This is a genomic window from Mongoliitalea lutea, assembly GCF_014652135.1.
Classification (GTDB): Bacteria; Bacteroidota; Bacteroidia; order Cytophagales; family Cyclobacteriaceae; genus Mongoliitalea; species Mongoliitalea lutea.
Map to the genome: position 1 here is coordinate 13,416 of NZ_BMYF01000003.1, position 23,239 is coordinate 36,654.

The window sequence follows — 23,239 nt, forward strand, 5'->3', positions numbered from 1 at the left end:
TTTTTCATGCCAGATGTTTGGAGGATGAAAATCATAAGCTTTTAGATCTTTACAGAAATTTAGTAGTATTATAGAGACTTAAATGAATCCTATGCAAGTTAATAAAGCGTTAATTTCCACAGACTTTTTACGTTTGGTGGCAAAAGGTGAGGTAAAACAGGCTTTTGAACAATATGTCTCCAAAAACTTTAGGCATCATAACCCCTATTTCAAAGGGGACGGAGAAGCCTTGATGCATGCTATGGAAGCTGACGCACAGGAGAATCCAAGAAAAGTTTTTGAAATTCTAAGAACTGTGGAGGATGGAGACCTAGTGGCTGTTCACTCCACCGCTCAGGAGAATCCAAATGCCGCGGTCTTTGTACTTGTCCATTTTTTGAGATTTGAGGGTGGTAGAATTGTCGAAATTTGGGATATAGCACAGGAAGTTCCCGCTCAAATGGTCAATCAGTTTGGAATGCTTTGATTGGTAATGTCTTGGTAATGAGTAGATTTTAAAATTATTCTAGTGATAATTATCAAAAAATTCAGATAACCTTCTTACCTTTCATGCGTAAATATCACTCGTGAAGTCATTTATCAAGATATCGCTCTTAGTATTTTATGTGTTTTTCAACGCAGGCTTGAGCTATTCTATGCATTTTTGTGGAGATGATTTTCAGCGGATAAATGTATTTGCAGAATATAAAACCTGTTGTGAATCCAACACACCCATGCCGGGCTGTTGTGAGGATGTTTCGAATTTGGAGTTACCTAATTCTGAACAGCAATTATCGGAATTAGTAAGTTTTGAGGCAGAGGTATTTTTAATTGATATTCAAAACTTTCTGCCGCTACAGGCAATCTATACACGTATTGACGATGAGAAAACGGCTTTTTCGGATTCATCGCCACCCATCCTTCAATCTACCCCGATTTATATTTTTTGTCAGGTATTCCTGATTTAATTTTTTTCAAAAGACGCTGTCAGGCCACAAAGACTCAAAGTCACAAAGTGTTTTTACCACTTTGAATGATTTATACCAAAAATCAATTAATTATCGAATTGGAGCATTTTCAATTACCAAATGATATGGTTTAGAGTCAGTTGGGTCTTTGAATTTAGTTTGCCTTTGCTAGCCTCTTAATAGACTTGGTGGGTTTTTAAAACACCCCAGGTCTGGCCCACTACTCGCGTCAGTCTCAAAATCCTTCAATATTTAATTTCCAACAATATCTGTTTTCAGATATCAAGCATGTAGTTCACAATAGCTATGCTCAATACCATTATTAAATTCTTTCTTGAAAATAAGCTGATTACAGTTATCTTCCTATTACTCGTCATCGGTTGGGGGATAGTGACAGCCCCCTTCAACTGGAATACAGGTTTTTTGCCTAATGACCCCGTTCCAGTAGATGCTATTCCTGATATTGGTGAAAATCAACAAATCGTCTTCACTGATTGGATGGGGCGCTCACCTCAGGATGTGGAGGATCAGATTACGTATCCTTTGACAACCTCACTTCTAGGCATGCCGGGGGTAAAGTCCATTCGAAGTACCTCAATGTTTGGCTTTTCTTCCATCTACATCATTTTTGAAGACGATATTGAGTTTTATTGGAGCCGTTCGCGAATTTTGGAAAAGCTAAATTCCCTTCCAGCAGGGCTTTTACCTGAGGGAGTGCAACCGAAATTAGGGCCAGATGCAACAGGTTTGGGTCAAGTTTATTTTTATACACTGGAAGGGAGGGATGAGGAAGGTAATCCTGCTGGAGGTTGGGATCTCCACGAGCTCCGGAGTATTCAAGATTACTACGTCCGCTATGGTTTGGCTGGGGCTGAGGGGGTATCAGAGGTAGCCAGTATAGGTGGCCATGTCAAGGAATATCAAGTAGATCTTGATCCTGTGGCCATGAAAGCGCATAATGTTTCCATGATGCAGGTGATGAATGCTGTCAAGCAATCAAACCTAGATATTGGCGCTAATACCATGGAGATCAATCAGGTGGAGTTTATCGTTCGTGGCCTAGGCTATGTCAAGTCACTAGAGGATATAGAGATGGCAGTAGTCAAGATGAGCAATAATGTTCCCTTACGTGTCAAAGACATAGCCAAGGTAACTATAGGGCCTGCAAGTCGGGCCGAAAGAGCCATTCTGGACAAGGGAGGTGCTGAGGCTGTTGGGGGAGTAGTGGTGGCCCGTTATGGTGATAATCCGCTAGTGGTGATCGATGCTATCAAGCAAAAACTAGAAGAAATATCCCCAGGACTCCCTAGCAAGACCTTGGAGGATGGCACGATTTCCAAAGTGACCATCGTTCCATTTTATGACCGTTCGGGATTGATTAAGGAAACCTTACAAACCTTAAATGAAGCTATTAGTTTGCAGATTTTGATCACCATCATTGTCATAATGGTTATGGTGTATAATCTGCGGGCTTCTTTGTTGATTTCAGCACTTTTGCCATTGGCCGTATTGATGTGCTTCATTATGATGAAGTATGTGGGAGTGGATGCCAATATCGTCGCATTATCTGGTATTGCCATCGCCATCGGAACCATGGTGGATTTGGGGATTATTTTGAATGAAAATATTCTTCGCCATTTGGAAGATTCGGATGGTAAAAAGACCAAACTTCAACTCATTTACGAAGCGACAACAGAGGTGAGTTCGGCTATTTTAACAGCTGTCATGACGACCATTGTGAGCTTCCTGCCTGTATTTACACTTCAGGCTGCGGAAGGAAAACTCTTTGGTCCTTTGGCTTACACGAAAACCTTTGCCTTGATTGCTGCATTGATTTTCACCTTGGTGTTTATGCCTGCTTTTGCCCATTGGGTATTTGGAGCAAAGGTGAAATCTAAAAATTATAAAACCCTTCTGAACAGCTTGATGGCAGTGGCCGGTGTGGTCCTGTTATTCTATTATCCATGGGCTGGATGGGTTATGTTGGCATTCGCCATCAACCATCTAGTCCATCATTTCCTCCCTAGAGAAACTGCTGAAGGGAAATATAAAAATCAGTTGTCCATGTTGATTGCGGTAGTTGCGGTCTCGGTACTATTAGCCATCGAATGGAGACCATTAGGCTTGACTCAATCTGTTTTTGTCAACTTCCTCTTTATTGGCTTAGTGGTTGGCTTGGTTTTGGGTGTCTTTGCCCTATTTATCCGATACTATGCGCAGCTTCTGAATTGGTGTTTGGCCCATGCTAGAGTCTTTTTAGTAATTCCAGTAACCATAATTCTGCTTGCACTGAATATTTGGTTGGGTTTTGGAAAAATCTTTGGATTTGTGGCCACCGGCTTTGATCGTGTAGGAGTCAATATCCGAACGAATTCCGTTTGGTCAGGTTTGACACATGCTTTTCCTGGTATGGGTAAGGAGTTTATGCCTGCATTGAATGAGGGGTCCTTTCTCTTGATGCCAACGTCCATGCCGCATTCAGGTGTGGAGGCAAATATGCAAATTGTCAAGCAGTTGGATATGTTGGTTCAGGCGATACCGGAAGTAGAGATGGTGGTGGGGAAAGCAGGGAGGGCTGAAAGTCCTTTGGATCCTGCTCCAATGTCCATGTACGAGAATATCATCAACTACAAAACGGAATATCTGCAAGATGAAAATGCCCGCAAACTCCGCTTCAAAGTTGATCAGGAAGGAAATTATATGATTCAGGTCAATGGTAAAGATTGGTGGTATGACCGTCAGGATGGAGCCATTTGGGATGATGAAAAAACCTACATGGAGGAATCCCAACGAAGATCTGTTGCTAGAAATATCACTAAGTATCTTGTATCTGACGAAAAAAGAGGACAGTACTTCCGTCAGTGGAGGGATGAAATCCGCACGCCGGATGATATTTGGGATGAAATTCAGGTTCGAACATCCAACTTACCAGGAGTGACTTCTGCTCCCAAACTCCAGCCCATAGAAACCCGCTTAGTCATGTTGCAGACGGGAATGCGTGCTCCTATGGGGATGAAGGTATATGGACCTAATCTGGAAACCATAGAGGATTTTAGTTTGAAATTGGAATCTGTCCTTAAAGAGGTGCCTTCCGTCAAAGCGGAGGCAGTATTTGCAGATCGTTCTTTAGGTAAGCCTTATTTGGAGATTGATTTGGACCGAACGCAGTTGGGAAGATTCGGACTCAATGTGGCCGACGTACAGGAATTTATCGAAGTAGCAATCGGAGGGATGACCCTGAGTACAACGGTGGAAGGCCGGGAGCGCTATGCTATCCGTGCCCGCTATGCCCGAGAGTATAGAGACGATCCCGAGGCTTTGAGACGGATTTTAGTAAGCACACCTACGGGTGCCCAAATTCCTTTAGGTCAGTTAGCGGAAATTAATTATCGTCCAGGTCCAATGATGATCAGGGGAGAGAATACCTTCTTGGTAGGTTATGTGCTGTTCGATAAGCGAGATGGCTTTGCAGAAGGATCTGTAGTAGATAATGCCAGAGACTACATCCAGCAAAAAATCAATTCAGGTGAATTAGAAGTTCCGGCAGGAGTTTCTTACACTTTCTCAGGAAGTTATGAAAATCAGATTCGTGCAGAAAAGCGTTTGGCAATCGTAATTCCTTTATGTTTGGCAGTCATCTTCCTGATTCTTTACCTCCAATTCCGATCTACCGCTATGGTGTTGATGATTTTCTCTGCAATTGCCATGGCATTTTCTGGAGGTTTTATGATGCTTTGGCTGTATGGGCAGGATTGGTTCTTTGACTTTAGTTTCTTGGGAACTAACATGCGTGAACTCTTCCAAATGCGCACGTTCAATCTTTCAGTGGCTGTTTGGGTAGGGTTTATTGCCCTCTTTGGGATTGCTACCGATGATGGTGTCGTGATGGGAACCTATCTCAAGCAAAGTTTTGATAATATAAAACCTGAGAGTGTCGAAGATGTCCGAAAAGCTGTTTTAGCAGCTGGCCTTAAGCGCGTAAGACCATGCCTGATGACTACCGCAACCACCTTACTAGCCTTATTACCCGTTCTCACCAGTTCCGGTCGCGGCTCCGACATCATGATCCCCATGGCCATTCCAGCCTTCGGAGGGATGACAGTAGCCTTGATATCCTTGTTTATTGTGCCAGTGTTGTATGGGAAGTATAGGGAAATAAAGTTGAAATAAGCTGGCGCGAAATAAGGTTGAAATAGGCCTCTACTTATGTTAGACAGATTCTGCGAAATAGGATAGAGCGAAATAAAATTGAAATAAAAAATACAAGAAATTATGGAGGATAAGAAGAAATATATACCCTTGAAAGACTTGGAAATTTATCAATTATCCAGGAAGCTTTCGGCAATTGCATGGACGATTTATTCTCGATTGAATTTTCATGAAAAGAAATCTTGGGGAAATCAGATGTTGGAGTCAATCGACTCTGTTGGAGCTAATATAGCAGAAGGGTACGGTAGATTTCATTATTTGGAAAAGGTTCAGTTCTACTTCTATTCAAGAGCTTCATTAGCTGAAGGAAAAGAGCACTGGTTGGATTTAGGCCATGAAAGAGGTTTAGTAACCCTCGAAGAATGGGAAGAAATCTGCTCCATACATTATCCTCTTCAAGTTAAATTAAACAACACCATCTCCAAAACCTATGAAGCCAAGAAGGGAGGTAAAAATGAAAAGTAATAAATTTCAATACTTGTATGATCTAAAAAATAGCCTTGGGAGGAACTCAAATATCAAATTCTTTCTAAAAGGTCAGCATCTACTTGTGAACTTTACTATTGGAATAAGAAGGTTGATCCTGCGACCTATTTCACCTTTATTTCAACCTTATTTCTATTTATTTCACTTAAAACCCAATCTATCCTCCCTTAAGAAAACCATCTGTCTATGTATTATTTCCACCTTATTTCCACCTTATTTCACCTTATTTCCTTTACACGCTCAAACCTTAAATGACTACCTAGACCTAGCCTCCGAAAATAATCCATCTCTACAAGCTTCTTTCCGTCAATACCAAGCTTCTTTGGAGAAGACGAATCAGGTGAGTTTGGAGAACCCTCAGTTAAACATTGGGGTGTTTACGAGACCGATGGAGTTGTTGATGGGGAATCAGCGTGGGGAGCTGTCGGTGATGCAGATGTTTCCATGGTTTGGAATGCTTAAAACGCAAAAGGATGAGGCAACGCTGATGGCGGAGGCGAGGTATGAGGAGTTTAGACAGCAGCGAAATGTCTTGCTCTATCAGGTGAAGGAAACCTACTTCCAATTGCAGCAATTAGAAAATACGATTGCCATTACCAAGGCTAATCTGGAGATTTTGAAGTCTTTGGAGGAATTGGCCATTATTCGTTATCAGGGAGGAAATACCGCTGATGCCGTGTCTTCTGTGTCAACTGCTGTAAGACGCCCAACTAGAGGGGCTCAAAATGCAAGTGATGATGGCATGGGTATGGGAGGAAGTACTGCTTCCGGTGCCCCTGCTATGGGACAGTCCTCCAGTTCATCATCGGCTATGTCGAGTATGGGCTCTGCTGGAGGTTCGGGTAAACTCACGGATGTACTTCGCTTGCAGGTGCAGATCAAAGCTTTGGAGTCAGATTTACAGCAATTGGAAGTGGATAAAAGACCTTTGCAAGTTCGCTTCAATCAATTGCTTGGAAGAGATAAAAATGAATGGATAGCACTTGATAGCCAATTGGAGAGCCAAAAAGCCTATGGATGGGAAGTAGAAATGCTAGAGCAACTATTGCTTTCCAATCCAATGTTATTGATGCTGGAAAAGGAAGGTTTGGCCTATCAAAAACAAGCGGAAATGGCCAAACTGGAAGGTAGACCTATGGTAGGACTTGGGTTGAATTACATGGTTTTCTCCTTTAGACCAGAATCAGGAATGGTTGGACACCAAGACGATATGTTTTATATGCCTGCCGGTATGGGAAACAATATGGTCATGGGAATGGCTACAGTATCCTTACCTATTTACCGTAAGAAGTATAAAGCCATGCAGGCTGAATCCAAACTATACTGGGAAGCCAATGAGCGTCAAAAGGAGGATTTACAACGCAACCTGGAAACCGAGTTTGAAACAATCCTTGCCTCCATCAAAGATGCTGACCGCAAAGTCCGTCTCTTGGAAGAACAAATCGAACTGACGGAGCAAACGCTGGAACTATCTGTCACAGCATATGCTACCGAAGGTAGTTCCTTCGAAGAAATCTTATCTATTCAGCGGGAGTTACTAGACTTTCGGTTGAATCTTCTGAATACGAAAATTGATCGAGAAATTCAGTTTGCACGGGTAGAAACGTTGGTGGGGATTTGATTTGATATTTATTGATATTAGATACTGATAGATATTATCAAGGAAATATCCCAATATCCAATATCCCAATATCTAATGTTATTTTCTCGCAACGACAGCAAAGGAAATACGCAACGACCGCCAAGATTACCGTAGCGCTCGTTGCGAAACCCGTAGCGACCTTTGCGTGAACCCCAATACCGAATCGTCTTTCAACAAAAGTCTAAGTCTTATCTCTTGTCTCTAAAAATACTATGAAAAACAACAAAAATATATTCATCATCATCCTAGGCTGCTTGTTTTTCGGTGGTCTAGCGGGTTGGTTGATCCGTGGGAATGACGACCATCCTGATCACGAACACTTCCATGTAGCGGAAGATGGGACCATCTATACCTGTTCCATGCACCCACAGATTAGGCAGGATGAACCTGGAATGTGTCCGCTTTGTGGAATGGCCTTAACTCCGCTTGCGAGTGGATCGGGAAATAATAGTCCTTTTGTGCTGGAAATGACACCTGAAGCGGTTGCACTTTCCAATGTACAACTCACCCGAGTGAAGGCCGGATCAGGGACTGGCAAAGTGAACTTGACCGGTAAAATCCAAACCAACGAACAGCGTGTCAAAAGCCTGACTGCCAATTTTGGGGGTAGGGTAGACCAATTGTTTGTCAATTTTACGGGGCAAGAAGTGAGAAGAGGGGAGAAGCTGGCAACGCTTTACTCTCCAGAGTTAGTGAATGCTCAAAAAGAATTGCTGGAAACAGCCAAAATTAAGGAGCGTCAACCAGCCTTGTACCAAGCTGCCAAAGAAAAATTGAGGCTTTGGAAAATATCCGATGAGCAAATCAGTAGAATTGAAAGTTCGGGTCAGATTCAAACACAGTTTGATGTTTACGCAGATGTGTCTGGAGTCGTGATGGCAAGGAATGTTTCTGTTGGAGATTTTGTGAACAGAGGATCGGTGATGTTTGAAATTGTGGATTTGAGTTCGGTATGGGTGATTTTGGATGCTTATGAGTCCGATTTGGGAGCGATCAGAAAAGGAGATGAGTTGAGTTTCCAAGTTGCTGCTTACCCTGGAAAATCCTTCTCGGGGAAAGTGACCTATATTGATCCGGTCTTGAATCCAGATACCCGTACGGTGGGAATCAGAGCAGAAGCGGCCAATAGAAACTTTGAGTTGAAGCCAGAGATGTTTGTTTCGGCTACCATTGCAGCTGCTCAGGCAGCACAGACAGGTTTGATGATTCCGAAATCAGCCATTCTTTGGACAGGTCCACGTTCAGTTGTCTATGTACAAGTAGGGAACCGTGAAGCTCCGGCATTTGAGATGAGAGAGATTGAATTGGGGCCACGAGTAGGAGATGATTATTTGGTGTTTTCAGGAGTAGAAGAAGGGGAGCAAGTGGTGAGTAATGGGGTTTTTGCCATCGATGCAGCCGCTCAACTCAGTGGCAATTACAGTATGATGTTACGTCCGCAGGTGAAGACGCTGGAAGTTTCGGAAGCGTTTAAGAAGCAGTTGACTGCGCTTATCCAGAGCTACTTACCGATCAAAGATGGTTTGGTAGCCAGTAACGCTCAAGCCACTCAGCAGGCAATTAATCCTGCCAAAGCCAATTTGACAAAAGTGGATGCCTCCTTATTGGAGGGCAAAGCAGGAGAAATCTGGAATAAATTGGTAAGTCCTATCCGTAGCAGTTTAGATAAAATTGCTGCCACAAGCAATGTGGAAGAGCAACGAAAGCAATTCGAAATTTTATCGGATAACTTGATTGATGCGGTGGAGTATTTTGGGGTAGTGGATAATACTATTTACCGTCAATACTGCCCGATGGCCTTCAAGGACCAAGGCGCTTATTGGTTGAGTGGAGAAAAAGAAATCCGTAATCCGTATTTTGGTGATATGATGTTGACTTGCGGGGAGGTTAAAGAAACGTATCAGCCAGGTAAGCGGGTAGCTGCAACAGGTGGTACATCGGAGGGGAAAGCTGCCCCTACATCTGCAAACGCCCATGATCATTCTGCTCATGGAGCTCATAACCACAGTGCGCACGATCATAGTGCTCATGCAGGACCATCTGCTTCTAAGAGTCCACGAACAGCGGCCATGGCCAATATTGGAAAGAATCATGTGCATGTGGATTATGCCGCTCCGAGTGTACGAGGAAGAGAGATTTTTGGAGGATTGGTAGGCTATGGGGATGTGTGGGTTACAGGAGCCCATATGGCTACGAATATTTCCTTCAATCAGGATTTGGAAATAGGAGGGAAGCGTATTCCCGCCGGCAAATATGCTCTTTTTACTATTCCCCGTGCGGACAAATGGACCTTGATTCTCAATAAGAACTTCAATCAACATTTGGCCGATGATTACGATGAAAAAGAGGATGTGGCCCGTTGGGAAATTACACCTGTGGTATTGAAAGAGTCTGTCGAAAAATTGACATTTAAAGTGATCTCTACCAAAGGAAATGAAGGAAAACTTCGTTTTGCATGGAGCGATCGTTCATTTGAAGTGCCCTTAAAAAGCTTATAAACCGATGACATTATCTCACCCACTTAATCGAACAACTTTTGGTAATCCTAACGACGAAGGAAATTTGATGACACTTGCTGAGGCTGAACTATTACTCAATACTTGGGTGAAAAACGAAAAGCTGGTTTTCCACATGCAGCAGGTAGGGCATTTAATGAAATCTTACGCAGAGGTGAAAGGTTACGATGCATATACCCAACGGCTTTGGCATTTGTCTGGGCTGTTGCATGATGCGGACTGGGATCAGTGGCCGGATGATCATTGCAGAAAAATCATCGAAGAGCTGGAAGCAAGAAATCAGGATCCACGCATGATCAAGGCAATTGCCTCTCATGGTCCTCGGTATTTCGGAGTTGACCCAGATTCAGAAATGGACAAAATGCTATATGCCTTCGATGAGTTATCAGGTTTTGTACATGCTTACTCCTTGATGCGTCCACAAGGGTATGAGGGGATTGAAATCAAAGGTTTCAAAAAGCGATTGAAAGATAAAAGTTTTGCCGCTCAGGTCAGCAGAGAAGATATTACCGATGCCTCTCAACGAGCAGGAATAACAGTAGAGGAGTTGATTCAGTTTGTGATTGATAATCAGTTGAGGGGGGTGGTTTAAAAGAGTTTTAAAAAATCTATAGGACTATATACTGGTAAAGACTTTACTGCAAACTTATAGTCATGTATATTTCTGGTAATAAAGAAGTCAGCTCCGTAATTTAAAGCTGTATAATATTGTAGTGCATCTTCTTTATCCTTGAATTCAGAGTTTAAGGCGTCCTTTAATGATGTTTTCCCCCCGGAAATAATTTTACATGAAGACGAGAAATCATTTAATAAATTTTTAGCATCATTTAGTTTGTAGATTTCGAAACTTAAGTAAAACAAGTTTCCTAAACTGCTTTCTCCGATTAACAGGACTATTTTGTTTTGAAGAAAAAGGTCAATAAGCTTAATAGATGTTTCATAGTAAGGCATTCTTTTGGATATAATGTCAAAAGCAACATCTGTATCAAGATAAATTTCAGGCATATTTATTTCGGATAAATTCCTCAATTAACTCTTTGTCTGGTTTTGTTTCGAGAGTAGGTGCATTCTCTAATCTAGCCAATAATCTTTCAGCAGAACGTTGTTCTTCTGTTTGGATGGACGTTTCTGTCGAACCTTCAAAAATTTCCTCAATCATTTTTGAAAGGGATATTCCTCTGGCCTTTGCTTTCTTTTTAGCAGAGTCAATTACACTTTTCTTTATGGTTAATGTTAGCTTTGTTTTCATTTTTACACGTGTTTTTTCAAATATACGTGTAATTAAACAATTTCACAACTACTTTACCTTTTAAAAAAAGCCCAATAAAATCTTATTGGGCTCATTCATTTTTTATTATAGAGGTTATCCTTTTTGATTTACTTAATCACACCTAACTCTTTTCCAACTTCAATAAATGCGGCAATCGCTTGATCCAAATGTTCTTTTTCATGACCGGCAGAAATTTGAACACGAATTCGCGCCTGACCTTTTGGAACTACAGGGTAATAGAAGCCAATCACATAGATTCCTTTTTCCAATAGTTTTTCTGCCATCTGCTGAGAAAGTACTGCATCATACAGCATTATCGGCACAATGGCATGTTCGCCTGGCTTAATATCAAAGCCTGCAGCTGTCATTTGCTTACGAAAATATTGCGTATTGGACTCTAGTTTGTCTCTAAGCTCAGTAGTCTCTGAAAGCAAATCAAAAACTGCAATGGAAGCTCCTGTAATAGAAGGTGCTAAGGTGTTGGAAAACAAATAGGGTCTGGAGCGTTGACGCAACAGGTCTATTATCTCTTTTCTACCAGAGGTAAAACCACCTGAAGCACCACCCAAGGCTTTTCCTAGTGTTCCGGTGATGATGTCAATTTTTCCCATAACTCCACAGTGCTCGTGTACACCACGGCCAGTTTTACCCATAAATCCTGTAGAATGACACTCGTCACTCATAACTAGGGCATTGTATTTTTCAGCTAGGGCTACGATTTTATCCAATTGAGCGATGGTTCCATCCATAGAAAAAACCCCATCGGTAACGATGATCTTTTGTTGGGCGCCTTTAGCATCTGCATCTTGCAGTTGCTTTTCCAGGTCTTCCATATCGTTGTGTAGGTAGCGGAAGCGCATGGCTTTGCACAGACGTACACCATCGATGATAGAAGCATGGTTTAAGGCATCAGAAATAATCGCATCTTCTGGGCCAAAAAGTGGTTCAAAAACACCCCCGTTCGCATCAAAAGCAGCTGCGTAAAGGATGGTATCTTCAGTACCTAGAAACTCAGAAATCTTATCTTCTAATTGCTTATGGATATCCTGAGTTCCGCAAATAAAGCGTACGGACGACATGCCAAATCCATGGGTGTCGATGGCCTTTTTAGCCGCTTCAATCACTTGAGGATGAGAGGATAGACCAAGATAGTTGTTGGCACAGAAGTTCAATACTTTTTTGCCACCTTCGATGGTGATCTCAGCGGATTGAGGAGAGGTGATGATGCGCTCTCTTTTATACAGGCCTGCTGCTTCGATTTCTTTTAACTCTTGTTCTAATTTAGGTTTAAGGGTATCGTACATAAAATTTTGTAAGTAAAGGTTTTTAACTCCTATTTTCGGAAATAGTGAAATTCATGCGCCGAAATCATTATTTTTGTTTCGAATATTGAATCCCAAATATAATCAAAAATTAAGGGCTTTGTTTGCCCGGAGATCGTAAAGCATGGAAAGAATCTTAATCATCGGTGCTGCTGGACAGCTCGGTTCGGAATTGACATGGGCTCTCACAGAGCTGTATGGTGGGGACAACGTGATTGCCACTGATATTAATCCACAAGCCTTGACTAAGTTTGACTATTGCCAATCCAGGGTTCTGGACGTGATGGACAAAGACGCGCTTAAAAAACTGGTCGTTGATCAACAAGTTAAGCAAATCTATCATTTGGCCGCAGTGCTTTCAGCTACGGGAGAGCAAAATCCACTTTTTGCTTGGAATTTGAATATGGATAGTTTGATTTTTGTGCTGGAGCTGGCAAAGGAACTGAAATTGGATAAGATTTACTGGCCATCTTCCATTGCAGTTTTTGGTCCTAATACTCCAAAAGTTAATACACCTCAATATTGTGTCAAAGAACCAAATACTGTTTACGGCATTTCCAAACAAGCAGGTGAGCGTTGGTGTGAATATTATTTCCAGAAGTTTGGGGTGGATGTGAGAAGCTTGAGGTATCCTGGATTGATTGGCTATAAGTCTTTACCAGGTGGAGGTACTACAGATTATGCAGTAGATATCTATCATAAAGCCATCGCAGGAGAGCATTTTGTGTCTTTTTTGAAAGAAGACACCTATTTGCCGATGATGTATATGCCAGATGCTATTAAAGCTACTTTGGATCTAATGCATGCGCCAAAGGAGCAGGTTTTAATTAGATCTAGTTATAATGTTGGTGCTATCAGCTTTTCTCCGAAGGAGATTTTTGAAAGTATTCGATTACATTACCCTGATTTCACGATTTCTTATGAGCCAGATTTTAGACAAAACATTGCTGATGGATGGCCTGACAGTGTGGATGATACCAGAGCAAGGCAAGATTGGGGATGGAAGCCTCAATATGGCTTGCAAGAGATGACGGATGATATACTGAAACATCTGCCTACGTTTACTTTCTAGAGCGCTCGCAGAAGGCGCAGAATTCACGGAAATAATGTGGAAATAAATGGAAATAAGGTTGAAATAAAGTAGAAATAAATTGAAACAAAAAAAGAAGCGTATGTGGTAGATATTACCGCATACGCATTTTTTCTGGTGCTCCACGAAATTGCAAATTTCGCGGAGCAGATAAATGGGGATTTGCAATCCCCTTGGTGTCATGTAGTTTAAAACTTCATCTTTTTTTCACGCCACGAACGCCACGATTGACGCCATGAGCGCAAAGGTTTGATATTTAAGCAAATCTTATATCTAAGATCTAAAATCTTAAATCAATCTAACAATCTTGGTACTTGGTACCTTGTACTTGGTACATCCAATCACTTTAAGCTCTGAATCTCCTCTGGCTCGAATCCTAAGACCAACTTTCCTTTGCCATTATCAATGATTGGGCGTTTGATCATGCTGGAGTTTTGGGTGAGAACTTGGAGAGCAGATGCTTTGGTGTTTAAAAGTTCTTTGTCGGAATCGCTGAGTTTACGGTAGGTGGTGCCTTTTTTGTTGATGAGGTTTTCGAATGAGGTAAGGTCTGCAAAACCTTCTATCAATTCCTGAGTAGGAGCTTGTTTTTTGTAGTCGATAAATTCATACTTGATACCTTCTGCTTCTAGGAAACCGAAGGTTTTCTTCATGGTATTGCAGTTTTTAATGCCGTAAACTTTCATATTTTTTATTCCAAATTTACGGATTATCAGGAGGGAAGTCCACCTTTTCTTGGTAAAAGGCTTGAATACATCATAAAAATCTTAAATTAACGTCACCTAAAGCACTTAACTCAAGCATGCCAAGCAACCATAGAAAATTGGATTTCTGCCTCAATTGTGGGGAGGAGTTCCATAAACAAGAGCGTTTTTGCCCTACTTGTGGTCAGGAAAACAAGGATACAAAGATGCCTTTGCATGTATTTTTAGGAGATTTTTTCTCAAATTTCCTGAATCTGGACACCATTTTTATACGGACTATTCCTGTGTTTATTACTAAACCAGGTGCCTTGACTTTGGCTTTTAATGAAGGACGAAGGAAGTCATTTATTCAGCCCATTAAGCTCTATTTGCTTATGTCTTTATTTTACTTTTTTGTATTTGCGTTGGTTATTCCACAGAATATGTTGGATAAAACCTTGATGGGTACAGCGGGGAGTTTTAATATTGGAATGGATGGAAGATTGGCTGAAATCAGAAAAGAATTAGCAGATGATGAACAAGTAGCCTTTGATAGTTTGGTAAATAAGGGCGCCTTGGACGCCATTCAAAAAATTTGGCCTGAGGTATCGGATTCTTTGAGTGCTGAACGTACAGACTGGAAAGAATTAAAATTTTTAGCCATTGACCCATCCGTCTCGGATGAGGAGTTTCAACAGGCCTATGCTAAATCACGGTTTTATTTCGATTTAGATTTTAGTATAAGCAAAATCCGAGGCTTTATAGCCAACTCCAATGTGTTTATCAATGGTGTGGCAAGGAACCTTCCGATTATGATGTTTTTTATACTGCCTTTTTTTGCTTTGATCTTGCAGTTGCTCTATATCCGAAGGGATTATTATTATGTGGAGCATTTGATTCATGGACTTCATTTACATGCATTTGCCTATTTTATCTATGGATTGGCTATTTGTTGGACCTTTATCGATGATTACTATGCCATGCAAGTCTTTGGATGGTCTTTTATCATAGTTACCTTGTATGCATATTTTTCGTTGAAAAAGGTATATGCCCAACCTTGGTTTAAAACCTTATTGAAGTTTCTTTTTCTAGGACTGATTTATGTGTTTTTTCTTTTATTGGGCTTTATCTTAGAGATTTATGTGACGCTATTGTTATTCTAAGCGGATATAAAAAATGAAAGAGCTACAGCAACACTGTGAGTGCACGCATGTAGCTCTTAATGCTGTGAGTTTGCAAGCTGATGTTAACCTACCAATTCTTTCATCGTATCGTGGTGGGCTGACACGATGGTTTGGATCAAGTAATCTGTTAAAGCTGTTGATAGAAACAAGGATTCAAACTGGGAAGGGGCTAAATACACTCCTCTTTTCAACATGCCTTGGAAGTATTTTCCAAAAAGCGCGGTGTCCGAATGCTTGGCGCTTTCAAAATCAAAGACTTCTTTAGCTGTAAAGAACAAGCTATACATACTCCCTAAGTGATTGATTGTGTAGTTCAAGCCCAATTTATTCAATGAATCTTGAATACCTGAGGTTAGCTTGCTTCCGATTTCATTTAATTGGGTATAGACTTCTGCATGCTCATTCAGGTGATTCAACATAGCTAATCCAGCTGCCATGGCAATTGGATTTCCTGATAGCGTTCCTGCTTGGTACACTGGACCTGCCGGGGAAACACAGTCCATGATTTCTTTTTTGCCCCCATAAGCACCCACAGGCATACCGCCACCGATGATTTTTCCCAAGGTAGTCATATCTGGAGTCACTCCAAACAACTCCTGAGCACCGCCTTTGGCTAATCGGAAACCTGTCATGACCTCATCAAAAATCAAAACGATTCCTTCTCTATCGCAAATACTTCTCAAACCTTGTAAATACCCTTCTTTAGGAATGGCAAGCCCCATATTTCCAGGAACGGGTTCCAAAATAATGGCTGCAATTTGACCTTTGTTTGCAGCTACGAGTGTTTCGATGGCTTCTAGGTCATTGTAAGGAGCTAAAAGCGTGTCTTTTGCCGTTCCCTTTGTAACACCTGGTGAGTCAGGATTACCCATGGTGATGGCTCCACTACCCGCTGAAATCAGGAAAGAATCCCCATGACCATGGTAGTGGCCTTCCATTTTGATAAACTTATCTCTTCCTGTGTAGCCTCTTGCCACACGGATAGCAGACATGGTGGCTTCAGTTCCAGAATTCACCATTCTCACGCGCTCCACAGAAGGGACCATGGAGATAATCAATTCTGCAATTTCGATTTCCCGCGCTGTAGGTGCACCGAAGGAAGTACCATTTTCCATGGCTTTCACAACTGCTTCCTTGATCATGGGATGATTATGGCCTAGGATCATTGGCCCCCAGCTGTTGATCATTTCTATGTAGGAATTATCATCTTCATCATAGATGTACGCCCCGGATGCACGTTTGATAAAAATAGGATCTCCACCAACTGCACGAAAGGCTCTAACAGGAGAGTTTACACCTCCAGGTATAAAGTTTTTAGCCCGATCAAAGAGGCTTTTACTTGTTGAAATCTGCATGTATATCTGATTATTTAAGTTCTAAGGTTCCATTTTCTAGCCTATAGACCGGTACAAATGTATTGCTTTGTGATTTGGTGAAATTAAAGCCCTGACTGATGCGACCTTCTCTAAAGCCAGACCTGTCAAGTCCATCTCTCCAATCCCGCTTATTGGATTGGTCAAAAGTAGTTTGGATAAAATACATCAATTCATAGCCCAAACTGACATTTAACGATGGATATACCAAATGTTTGCTAAGATAATCCTCTTTGAATCGATCGTAAGCGGGGGAGTTTAACCGAAGGGGATTATTCCCTATGAAATGAAAGTTTTGACCTTCAAGCGTTTCGTAATTGGCAAAGTTGAAATACAGCCAGGAATCCATAACTAGGATGGGTGTCTTGATGTTTTTTGATTCCATAAAACCTACGGCTGCATTTGCTGTGTTTGGATCATCACTAAGGATAATTACCAAGTCAGCCCTAGAAGTAGAATCATTTCTGATTTGGAGCACATCGAAAAATGAGACCACCTCTCTGCTACTTATTTTTTGGGAGCGGATAAGGTTAAAGCCTTGGTTATGTACTTGATTTTCCAATTCTTTGGCCAATAACTCATCCCTTGAAGCACCGGAATAAGCTAAGGCGATTTTACGGCCATCAAGATTTCTTTTGGCAAACTCCATGATTCCTTTTGACAACTCTTCCACAGAAGGTCTAAACAAATAAGCATAATTCAGGTTCCGTATACGATCATCTAGATTTGAAAGAGGATTGATAAAGGGGATTTTGTAGCGTTCAGAAAAATTGGCAACAAGCTCCACTTCCTCTGGGTAAATCGGGCCAACGATGATATCTGCACTGATGACAAATTGATCTTGCAATATCTGTTGTAGCTTATCTATATTTCGTTCAGTATCATAGGACTGGACGCGCAGTCGTACGTTATGCTTTTTGAGTTCTTCCGCAGCAAAGTTTAGTCCTTGATAGAGTTCCAAAATAAAATTGGAGGAAGCTAATTCTCGAACGCCACTGCCACCACTTTGATTGAAGGGTAGGATGACGGCGACATCAAGGTAATCAGTATTTTTATTGATCAGATTACCAGATGATTCTTGTTGCAATTGCCCTTTAAGCTGGGTAAGCAATGCTCTTTCATCAGAAGTCAGTCGCTGTTTTTTTTCCAACTGCTGTACAAAGGCCAGGTTAAATCCTTGGTTCTTTGCACCTAAGGTAGTGTTTTCTTTGAAAAAGGATAGATCGGTATCTTGTAAAAATTCAAAAGTAGCATTTTCTGCTTGCTTGTATAAATCAGTGTCTTTGATTGCTTCTATATTACGGAGCGCAGCTGCCTTTTGTCCTTGTTTGAAGTATGCTAAGGCCAATAAGTAACGTGCTTCATCTTTTTGAGATGCTGTGCCTTTGTTGATTTTAGCAGAAAGTACTTCTTCCGCCAAACTGAACTGCCCTCTTTGGTAGGCTGCAAATGCAAAATGGTGGGCCGCATAATTGGACAGGTTTCCATAGGTTTGTTCATCTAGATAGGGACGTAAAACCTCCATTGCCTCCACGTAATTTCCATAGCCAATCAGTGTTTTTGCACGATTGTAATTGGCTAGTTGATTTTGACCAAACAACTGACTGTTTAGCATCAACATACATAAAAAAGGGATAAGTGCTCTCATCTAAATTTTGGGTAAGGAAAAGATCTGTCCTGAAATCTAATTCGGCCTCGAATTTAGCCTATTTTAAGCCAAAAGAAAAGAAAAAAGCCACCCGTTATGAGTGGCTTAAGTTTTATTAACAGGAATTTACTCCCATTCTATCGTTGCAGGTGGCTTGGATGAAATGTCATAAACCACACGATTGACCCCTTTTACACGGTTGATGATTTCATTGGACATTTTTCCCAAGAATTCATATGGCAGGTGAATCCAATCAGCAGTCATACCATCCACAGAGCCCACAGCCCTTAGCGCAACTACTTTTTCATAGGTTCGCTCATCGCCCATCACACCTACGGATTGTATCGGAAGCAAGATTGCACCTGCCTGCCACACTTGATCGTAGAGTCCATGATTTTTGAGTCCTTGGATAAAAATATAGTCAACCTCCTGAAGGGTCTTTACTTTTTCAGCAGTGATATCTCCCAAAATACGGATTGCAAGCCCCGGACCTGGGAAAGGGTGTCTGCCAATGATAGTTTCTGGAATCTCCAAAGCTCTCCCCACTTCTCGCACCTCGTCTTTGAACAATGTATTTAAAGGTTCGACCACGGATAATTTCATGAAATCTGGTAAACCTCCCACATTGTGGTGAGACTTAATGGTTGCAGATGGTCCTTTGACAGATACAGACTCGATCACATCTGGATAGATTGTTCCTTGTCCCAACCATTTAACGCCTTCGATTTTGTGCGCTTCATCGTCAAATACCTCAATGAATACCCGACCGATTGCTTTTCTTTTTGATTCAGGCTCGGTCAATCCGGCCAAAGCATCATAAAAACGCTGCTTGGCATCTACTCCGATTACATTCAAACCAAGGGTTTTGTAAGAATCCAATACTTCCTCGTATTCATTTTTACGGAGCAAACCATTATCCACAAAGACACAGGTAAGGTTATCCCCAATAGCTCTGTGAATCAAGGTAGCAGCTACAGAGGAGTCAACACCTCCCGAAAGCCCCATGACCACCTTATCATCGCCGATTTTGGCCTTCAATTCAGCAACAGTGCTATCAATAAAAGTATCTGATGTCCAATCCTGAGCACAGCCACAAATGCCAACTACAAAGTTTCTTAACAGATTTTTTCCTTCCAATGAATGAGTGACTTCTGGATGGAATTGAATGCCGTAGGTTTCTTCCCCTTGAACTTTGAAAGCCGCTACACGAACAGAGGCTGTACTCGCAATGACGTCAAAACCAACTGGTAATTCCTTGATGGTATCTCCATGGGACATCCAAACCTGCGAACCATGGGTCATCTCTTTTAATAAATCATAATGAAGATCTACATGGTCCAAGTTTGCGCGTCCGTATTCGCGGATCTCAGACGGAAGTACTTCGCCGCCGTATTTGTGGGCTAACAATTGAGAACCATAACAAACACCTAGCAATGGTAACTTGCCACGAAGACTATCGAGATCAAGGTCGGGTGAACCTTCGTCACGCACGGAACAAGGGCTTCCCGAAAGGATGATGCCTTTGATCTGATCGGTGATTTCTGGGATTTTGTTGTAAGGGTGAATTTCACAGTAAACATTGAGTTCCCTTACCCTGCGGGCAATTAATTGTGTGTATTGGGAACCGAAGTCAAGAATGAGGATTTGTTCTGCCATGCGCAAAGGTACGCAGGCAATTAGGATATGGAAAAAGAATCCTAAAAATTTTCAAAATATTATTTCGTTTATTCTTCGGTGAAATTGCTGTTTTCTCCTTCAAACAAGGTTTCCAATTCCACCGCATGTATTCCCTTTTCTTCCTGTAAGTACCTGGCAAAAACAGCTTTGGAGCCATGGGTGAGGTAGACGGTTTCTGCTTCTGTTGCTTGAATTGCTGCAATCAAGCCCTTCCAATCCGCATGATCCGAAAGCACAAAACCTGCATCGGCAGCTCTTCTTCTACGGGTTCCCCGAATACTCATCCAACCCGAACAAATTCCTGTACGGTAGGGACTGAATTTTTTCATCCAAGGAGTTCCCATGGCACTCGGTGGGGCAATGATCAAGGAGCCTTTAAATCGGCTTTTGGGAATGTCAGCGCTGACTTTTTCCACTTTCCGTAAGGCCACACCGTTTCGCTCCAAGGCTTCATTGGTGTTCCAAATAGCTCCATGCACAAAGATTTCTCCTATATCCTGATTGACATTTTGAATAATCCGTTGGGCTTTGCCTAGGGAATAAGCAAAAAGTACGGAATTTCTGTCCTGTGCTGAGTTTTGAGCCCACCATTGATTGATTTTTTCAAATGTCACAGCCTGAGGTTCCCAATCATATATAGGCATTCCAAAGGTGCACTCTGAAACAAATTCATGGCATTTGACAGGCTCAAAGGGAGTGGAAAGGCCATCGTCTTCTGTTTTGTAGTCTCCCGAAACGACGACTGTTTGGCCTTTATGAGAGATTTTTACCTGAGCCGAACCAGGTATATGCCCAGCCGGGATAAGAGAAATTTCTACCCCATTGATGAATAGGGGCTTTCTGTAAGAGATGGTTTGTAACGAAATTTCCCCTCCTAAGCGGAGTTTCATGACTTCCGCAGAATCATGATGGGCCAAGTAATGCTTCATTCCCCATCTAGAATGGTCCGAATGTGCATGGGTGATGACAGCATGGTCTACTGGACGCCATGGATCTATAAAAATAGCTGCCGCAGGGCAGTATAGACCTTTGGGAGTCAATTCCAACAAACTCATAGCAATTCTTCCAAATGCTTTCCTGGTTTTGGATAGCTAAGTCGGGCAAGTCTTTGGCCAATGTGGTATTCATCCAAACCTGTGTTGGTAACCGTTTCCAAGGCATTTAAATCTAAGGAACCATCCTTTCTTAAGCCTTTGTCATCTACGTAAATATCTTGGATTTCGGCTATGATAAGCTCTGTCCCATTGATTTGAAGTGTGATTCTTTCAGCCAACCTACAGGCTACTTTCAAAGGGCTAAGTTTGACAAAAGGAGCATGAAAATCACCTAGGTATTCTTCCTCCAAACCTGTTCCTTCAAACTCTGAACCTTCGTATCGGGCAGCTGTTTGATGTGCTTCTTTGTAGAAAGCTGGTGTCACATGATTGAGTGTGAAAAAACCTGTATTTAGGATATTTTCAAAGGTGTGCCGCTCCACCGTATGAGGTCTGAATAGAATGCCAACTAATGGGGGAGTGGCCCCGATATGAAATATTTGAGAAAAAGGGGAGACATTCGTCACCCCATGTTCATTTTTTGTACCGATAAGATTGAGACTTTTATATCCCGCAAGTGAATTGATTAAATCCCTTCTGTAAGAGGACTCTTTTTGCAAGATTTCCTTTTTTGAAAAATGTACGATCATATTTCGATAGCTTCTTCTACACTCAGGCAATATTTGATATCCAAAAGATGGATGATATTGTCTGGATTATTTTTCATGATTTGCTCTTTGGCGATTTGCACCATTTTCTCAAACCACTTTTCTTCTGGTAAGATTTTTCTATGGGTATCCAATCCTAATTCGAGCATTTTGTTTTTCCAGTTAAGAAAATACCACTCCATACTCGGTTGATGGAATGCCCGTAGGGCACGTTTGTCAAAAATAAACTTCTTGTAAGAACCACTTTCAACAATGGCGGAAATTTTATAAAATGTTTCTTTGAAGTCTTCGATAGGGATATAATCTGTCAATAACTCGCAGATGATAATTCCTTTTTCAGGATTGTTATAGACCTTGGAGTACCTTTCCTCGAATGCAATGGCAAAACCCTGATAATCCTTGGTATTAGCAGCAATATTCATGAGTCGGTTGTTCTTGGTTTAGTGAAATGTACGGTTTTTTAATGATTTATTGTTGGTAACCTCATCTTTGAAGGAACCTAAATTTTCTTCAAGCCTAATAGCATATTCCAAAGTTGTCTTGATCAATTCTTGCTGGGACTGAATCTGCTCTTTCAGTCTGGACAATTCTTCATTCATGTCAGACAACTTTGCCTTATACTCTGCTTCCAGTCGCTCTTTTTCGAGCCTGGCCTTTTCCAGTTCTTCCTTGAAAATCAAATATGATTCCGGTGGAGTCTTCATAATCTTATACTTTTACTCTGTTGGGAAAGTTCCCAATTCTACTACACATTTCTATCCCGATTGTTTAAAATCACTTTTATTTAAGTGAACTCATGCCGCCGTCAATATTCAAAACTTGCCCTGTTATCCAGCTTGCGCCATCCGAAAGCAAAAATACAGTAGCCGCTGCAATATCGCTAGCTTGTCCATAGCGACCTAAAGGATGTCTTTTATTAGAAGCCTCTTTTTTATCGTCTGTACCCAATAAGGCATTTGCCAACGGGGTATCTGTCAGAGAAGGGGCCACCACATTTACACGAATTTTATTTGCTGCCCATTCAGAGGCCAAGGATTTTGCAAGACCTTCTACCGCACCTTTGGCGGAAGAGATGGATGCGTGAAATCCAAGACCTGTTTTTACAGCAACCGTACTGTAAAGAACCACGGATGCAGAGGAAGATTTTTTTAATGCTTTCATACACGCTTGCAATACTTTGACGGCACCCAGCACATTGACCTCATAATCATGTTGAAAATCGGCAATACTAAAACGATGAAAAGGCTTCAAATTGATCGTTCCCGGACAATAGACCAGTCCATCGATTTGCTCGGGTAAGCCATCGATGGTTGTAAAATCACTGGTGATATCCAATGTGCTGCCAGCTTCACCAGAGCGGCTGAAAGCATACACTGTAGCCCCCTGTGCTTCACAAATTTCTTTTACTTGAAGACCTATACCGGAATTTCCTCCGATGATTACAATATGTTTGTTTGCCAAATTTTCCATACATAATACAATCAAATCTT

The 23,239-nt window shown here is 41.6% G+C and carries 21 protein-coding genes; 9 read left to right on the top strand and 12 right to left on the bottom strand.

What is annotated here, in order from left to right; translation table 11 throughout:
• Nucleotides 1-91 precede the first annotated feature (91 nt).
• From IE080_RS02910 to IE080_RS02940, 7 genes are all read left to right on the top strand, one after another.
• A complete protein-coding gene (locus tag IE080_RS02910) occupies nucleotides 92-466 on the top strand; it encodes a nuclear transport factor 2 family protein (RefSeq protein WP_229800473.1) in 375 nt (124 codons plus the stop codon).
• Between the two features lie 100 nt (nucleotides 467-566).
• Nucleotides 567-947, top strand: coding sequence for an HYC_CC_PP family protein (locus IE080_RS02915; protein WP_189578951.1), 381 nt, complete (start codon nucleotides 567-569; stop codon nucleotides 945-947).
• A 306-nt stretch (nucleotides 948-1,253) separates the two neighbouring features.
• Entirely contained in the window at nucleotides 1,254-5,117 is a 3,864-nt protein-coding gene (locus IE080_RS02920; RefSeq protein WP_189578952.1) for an efflux RND transporter permease subunit, read from the top strand.
• A 102-nt stretch (nucleotides 5,118-5,219) separates the two neighbouring features.
• Complete coding sequence (locus tag IE080_RS02925; protein WP_189578953.1) at nucleotides 5,220-5,621, top strand: four helix bundle protein; 402 nt, start codon at nucleotides 5,220-5,222, stop codon at nucleotides 5,619-5,621.
• Nucleotides 5,587-7,263 (top strand): TolC family protein, encoded by a 1,677-nt coding sequence (locus IE080_RS02930; RefSeq protein WP_229800474.1) that lies wholly within the window; start codon nucleotides 5,587-5,589, stop codon nucleotides 7,261-7,263. The genes IE080_RS02925 and IE080_RS02930 overlap by 35 nt, the downstream gene beginning before the upstream one ends.
• A gap of 233 nt (nucleotides 7,264-7,496) precedes the next feature.
• On the top strand, nucleotides 7,497-9,782 hold the full coding sequence (locus IE080_RS02935) for an efflux RND transporter periplasmic adaptor subunit (protein ID WP_189578954.1): 2,286 nt from the start codon (nucleotides 7,497-7,499) through the stop codon (nucleotides 9,780-9,782).
• A 4-nt stretch (nucleotides 9,783-9,786) separates the two neighbouring features.
• Nucleotides 9,787-10,392, top strand: a complete 606-nt coding sequence (locus tag IE080_RS02940; protein WP_189578955.1) for a hydrolase — start codon at nucleotides 9,787-9,789, stop codon at nucleotides 10,390-10,392.
• Here the strand turns inward: IE080_RS02940 and IE080_RS02945 are convergent.
• The 3 genes from IE080_RS02945 to kbl form a co-directional block, all read right to left on the bottom strand.
• The gene (locus IE080_RS02945; RefSeq protein ID WP_189578956.1) at nucleotides 10,389-10,805 is read right to left on the bottom strand and encodes a type II toxin-antitoxin system VapC family toxin; all 417 of its coding nucleotides are present in this window, start codon (nucleotides 10,803-10,805) and stop codon (nucleotides 10,389-10,391) included. The two genes, IE080_RS02940 and IE080_RS02945, sit on opposite strands and share 4 nt — an antisense overlap.
• A complete protein-coding gene (locus IE080_RS02950; protein ID WP_189578957.1) occupies nucleotides 10,798-11,049 on the bottom strand; it encodes a DUF6364 family protein in 252 nt (83 codons plus the stop codon). The genes IE080_RS02945 and IE080_RS02950 overlap by 8 nt, the downstream gene beginning before the upstream one ends.
• Before the next feature lie 128 nt (nucleotides 11,050-11,177).
• Nucleotides 11,178-12,374, bottom strand: a complete 1,197-nt coding sequence (gene kbl / locus IE080_RS02955; RefSeq protein WP_189578958.1) for a glycine C-acetyltransferase — start codon at nucleotides 12,372-12,374, stop codon at nucleotides 11,178-11,180.
• Nucleotides 12,375-12,516: 142 nt separating this feature from the next.
• Between kbl and IE080_RS02960 the strand changes: the two genes are divergently transcribed.
• A complete protein-coding gene (locus tag IE080_RS02960; RefSeq protein ID WP_189578959.1) occupies nucleotides 12,517-13,464 on the top strand; it encodes an NAD-dependent epimerase/dehydratase family protein in 948 nt (315 codons plus the stop codon).
• Between the two features lie 359 nt (nucleotides 13,465-13,823).
• Here IE080_RS02960 and IE080_RS02965 read toward each other — a convergent pair whose 3' ends face one another.
• Nucleotides 13,824-14,168 carry a Spx/MgsR family RNA polymerase-binding regulatory protein gene (locus IE080_RS02965; RefSeq protein WP_189578960.1) on the bottom strand — a complete coding sequence of 115 codons (345 nt, stop codon included), beginning with the start codon at nucleotides 14,166-14,168 and terminating at the stop codon, nucleotides 13,824-13,826.
• Between the two features lie 116 nt (nucleotides 14,169-14,284).
• Here IE080_RS02965 and IE080_RS02970 point away from each other — a divergent pair, with 116 nt between their 5' ends.
• Nucleotides 14,285-15,328 (top strand): DUF3667 domain-containing protein, encoded by a 1,044-nt coding sequence (locus tag IE080_RS02970; RefSeq protein ID WP_189578961.1) that lies wholly within the window; start codon nucleotides 14,285-14,287, stop codon nucleotides 15,326-15,328.
• A gap of 83 nt (nucleotides 15,329-15,411) precedes the next feature.
• Here IE080_RS02970 and hemL read toward each other — a convergent pair whose 3' ends face one another.
• From hemL to IE080_RS03010, 8 genes are all read right to left on the bottom strand, one after another.
• Nucleotides 15,412-16,704 carry a glutamate-1-semialdehyde 2,1-aminomutase gene (gene hemL / locus IE080_RS02975; protein ID WP_189578962.1) on the bottom strand — a complete coding sequence of 431 codons (1,293 nt, stop codon included), beginning with the start codon at nucleotides 16,702-16,704 and terminating at the stop codon, nucleotides 15,412-15,414.
• A gap of 10 nt (nucleotides 16,705-16,714) precedes the next feature.
• A complete protein-coding gene (locus IE080_RS02980; protein WP_189578963.1) occupies nucleotides 16,715-18,370 on the bottom strand; it encodes an ABC transporter substrate-binding protein in 1,656 nt (551 codons plus the stop codon).
• Between the two features lie 126 nt (nucleotides 18,371-18,496).
• Complete coding sequence (gene guaA / locus IE080_RS02985) at nucleotides 18,497-20,026, bottom strand: glutamine-hydrolyzing GMP synthase (RefSeq protein WP_189578964.1); 1,530 nt, start codon at nucleotides 20,024-20,026, stop codon at nucleotides 18,497-18,499.
• A gap of 68 nt (nucleotides 20,027-20,094) precedes the next feature.
• Nucleotides 20,095-21,102 carry a ligase-associated DNA damage response exonuclease gene (locus IE080_RS02990; RefSeq protein ID WP_189578965.1) on the bottom strand — a complete coding sequence of 336 codons (1,008 nt, stop codon included), beginning with the start codon at nucleotides 21,100-21,102 and terminating at the stop codon, nucleotides 20,095-20,097.
• Entirely contained in the window at nucleotides 21,099-21,701 is a 603-nt protein-coding gene (locus tag IE080_RS02995) for a flavin reductase family protein (RefSeq protein ID WP_308428136.1), read from the bottom strand. The genes IE080_RS02990 and IE080_RS02995 overlap by 4 nt, the downstream gene beginning before the upstream one ends.
• Before the next feature lie 26 nt (nucleotides 21,702-21,727).
• Nucleotides 21,728-22,171 carry a hypothetical protein gene (locus IE080_RS03000; RefSeq protein WP_189578967.1) on the bottom strand — a complete coding sequence of 148 codons (444 nt, stop codon included), beginning with the start codon at nucleotides 22,169-22,171 and terminating at the stop codon, nucleotides 21,728-21,730.
• A gap of 18 nt (nucleotides 22,172-22,189) precedes the next feature.
• Entirely contained in the window at nucleotides 22,190-22,453 is a 264-nt protein-coding gene (locus IE080_RS03005; protein ID WP_189578968.1) for a hypothetical protein, read from the bottom strand.
• A gap of 76 nt (nucleotides 22,454-22,529) precedes the next feature.
• Nucleotides 22,530-23,210: an SDR family NAD(P)-dependent oxidoreductase gene (locus tag IE080_RS03010; RefSeq protein WP_189579162.1), complete on the bottom strand. Its 681-nt coding sequence runs from the start codon at nucleotides 23,208-23,210 to the stop codon at nucleotides 22,530-22,532.
• Between the last annotated feature and the right edge of the window lie 29 nt (nucleotides 23,211-23,239).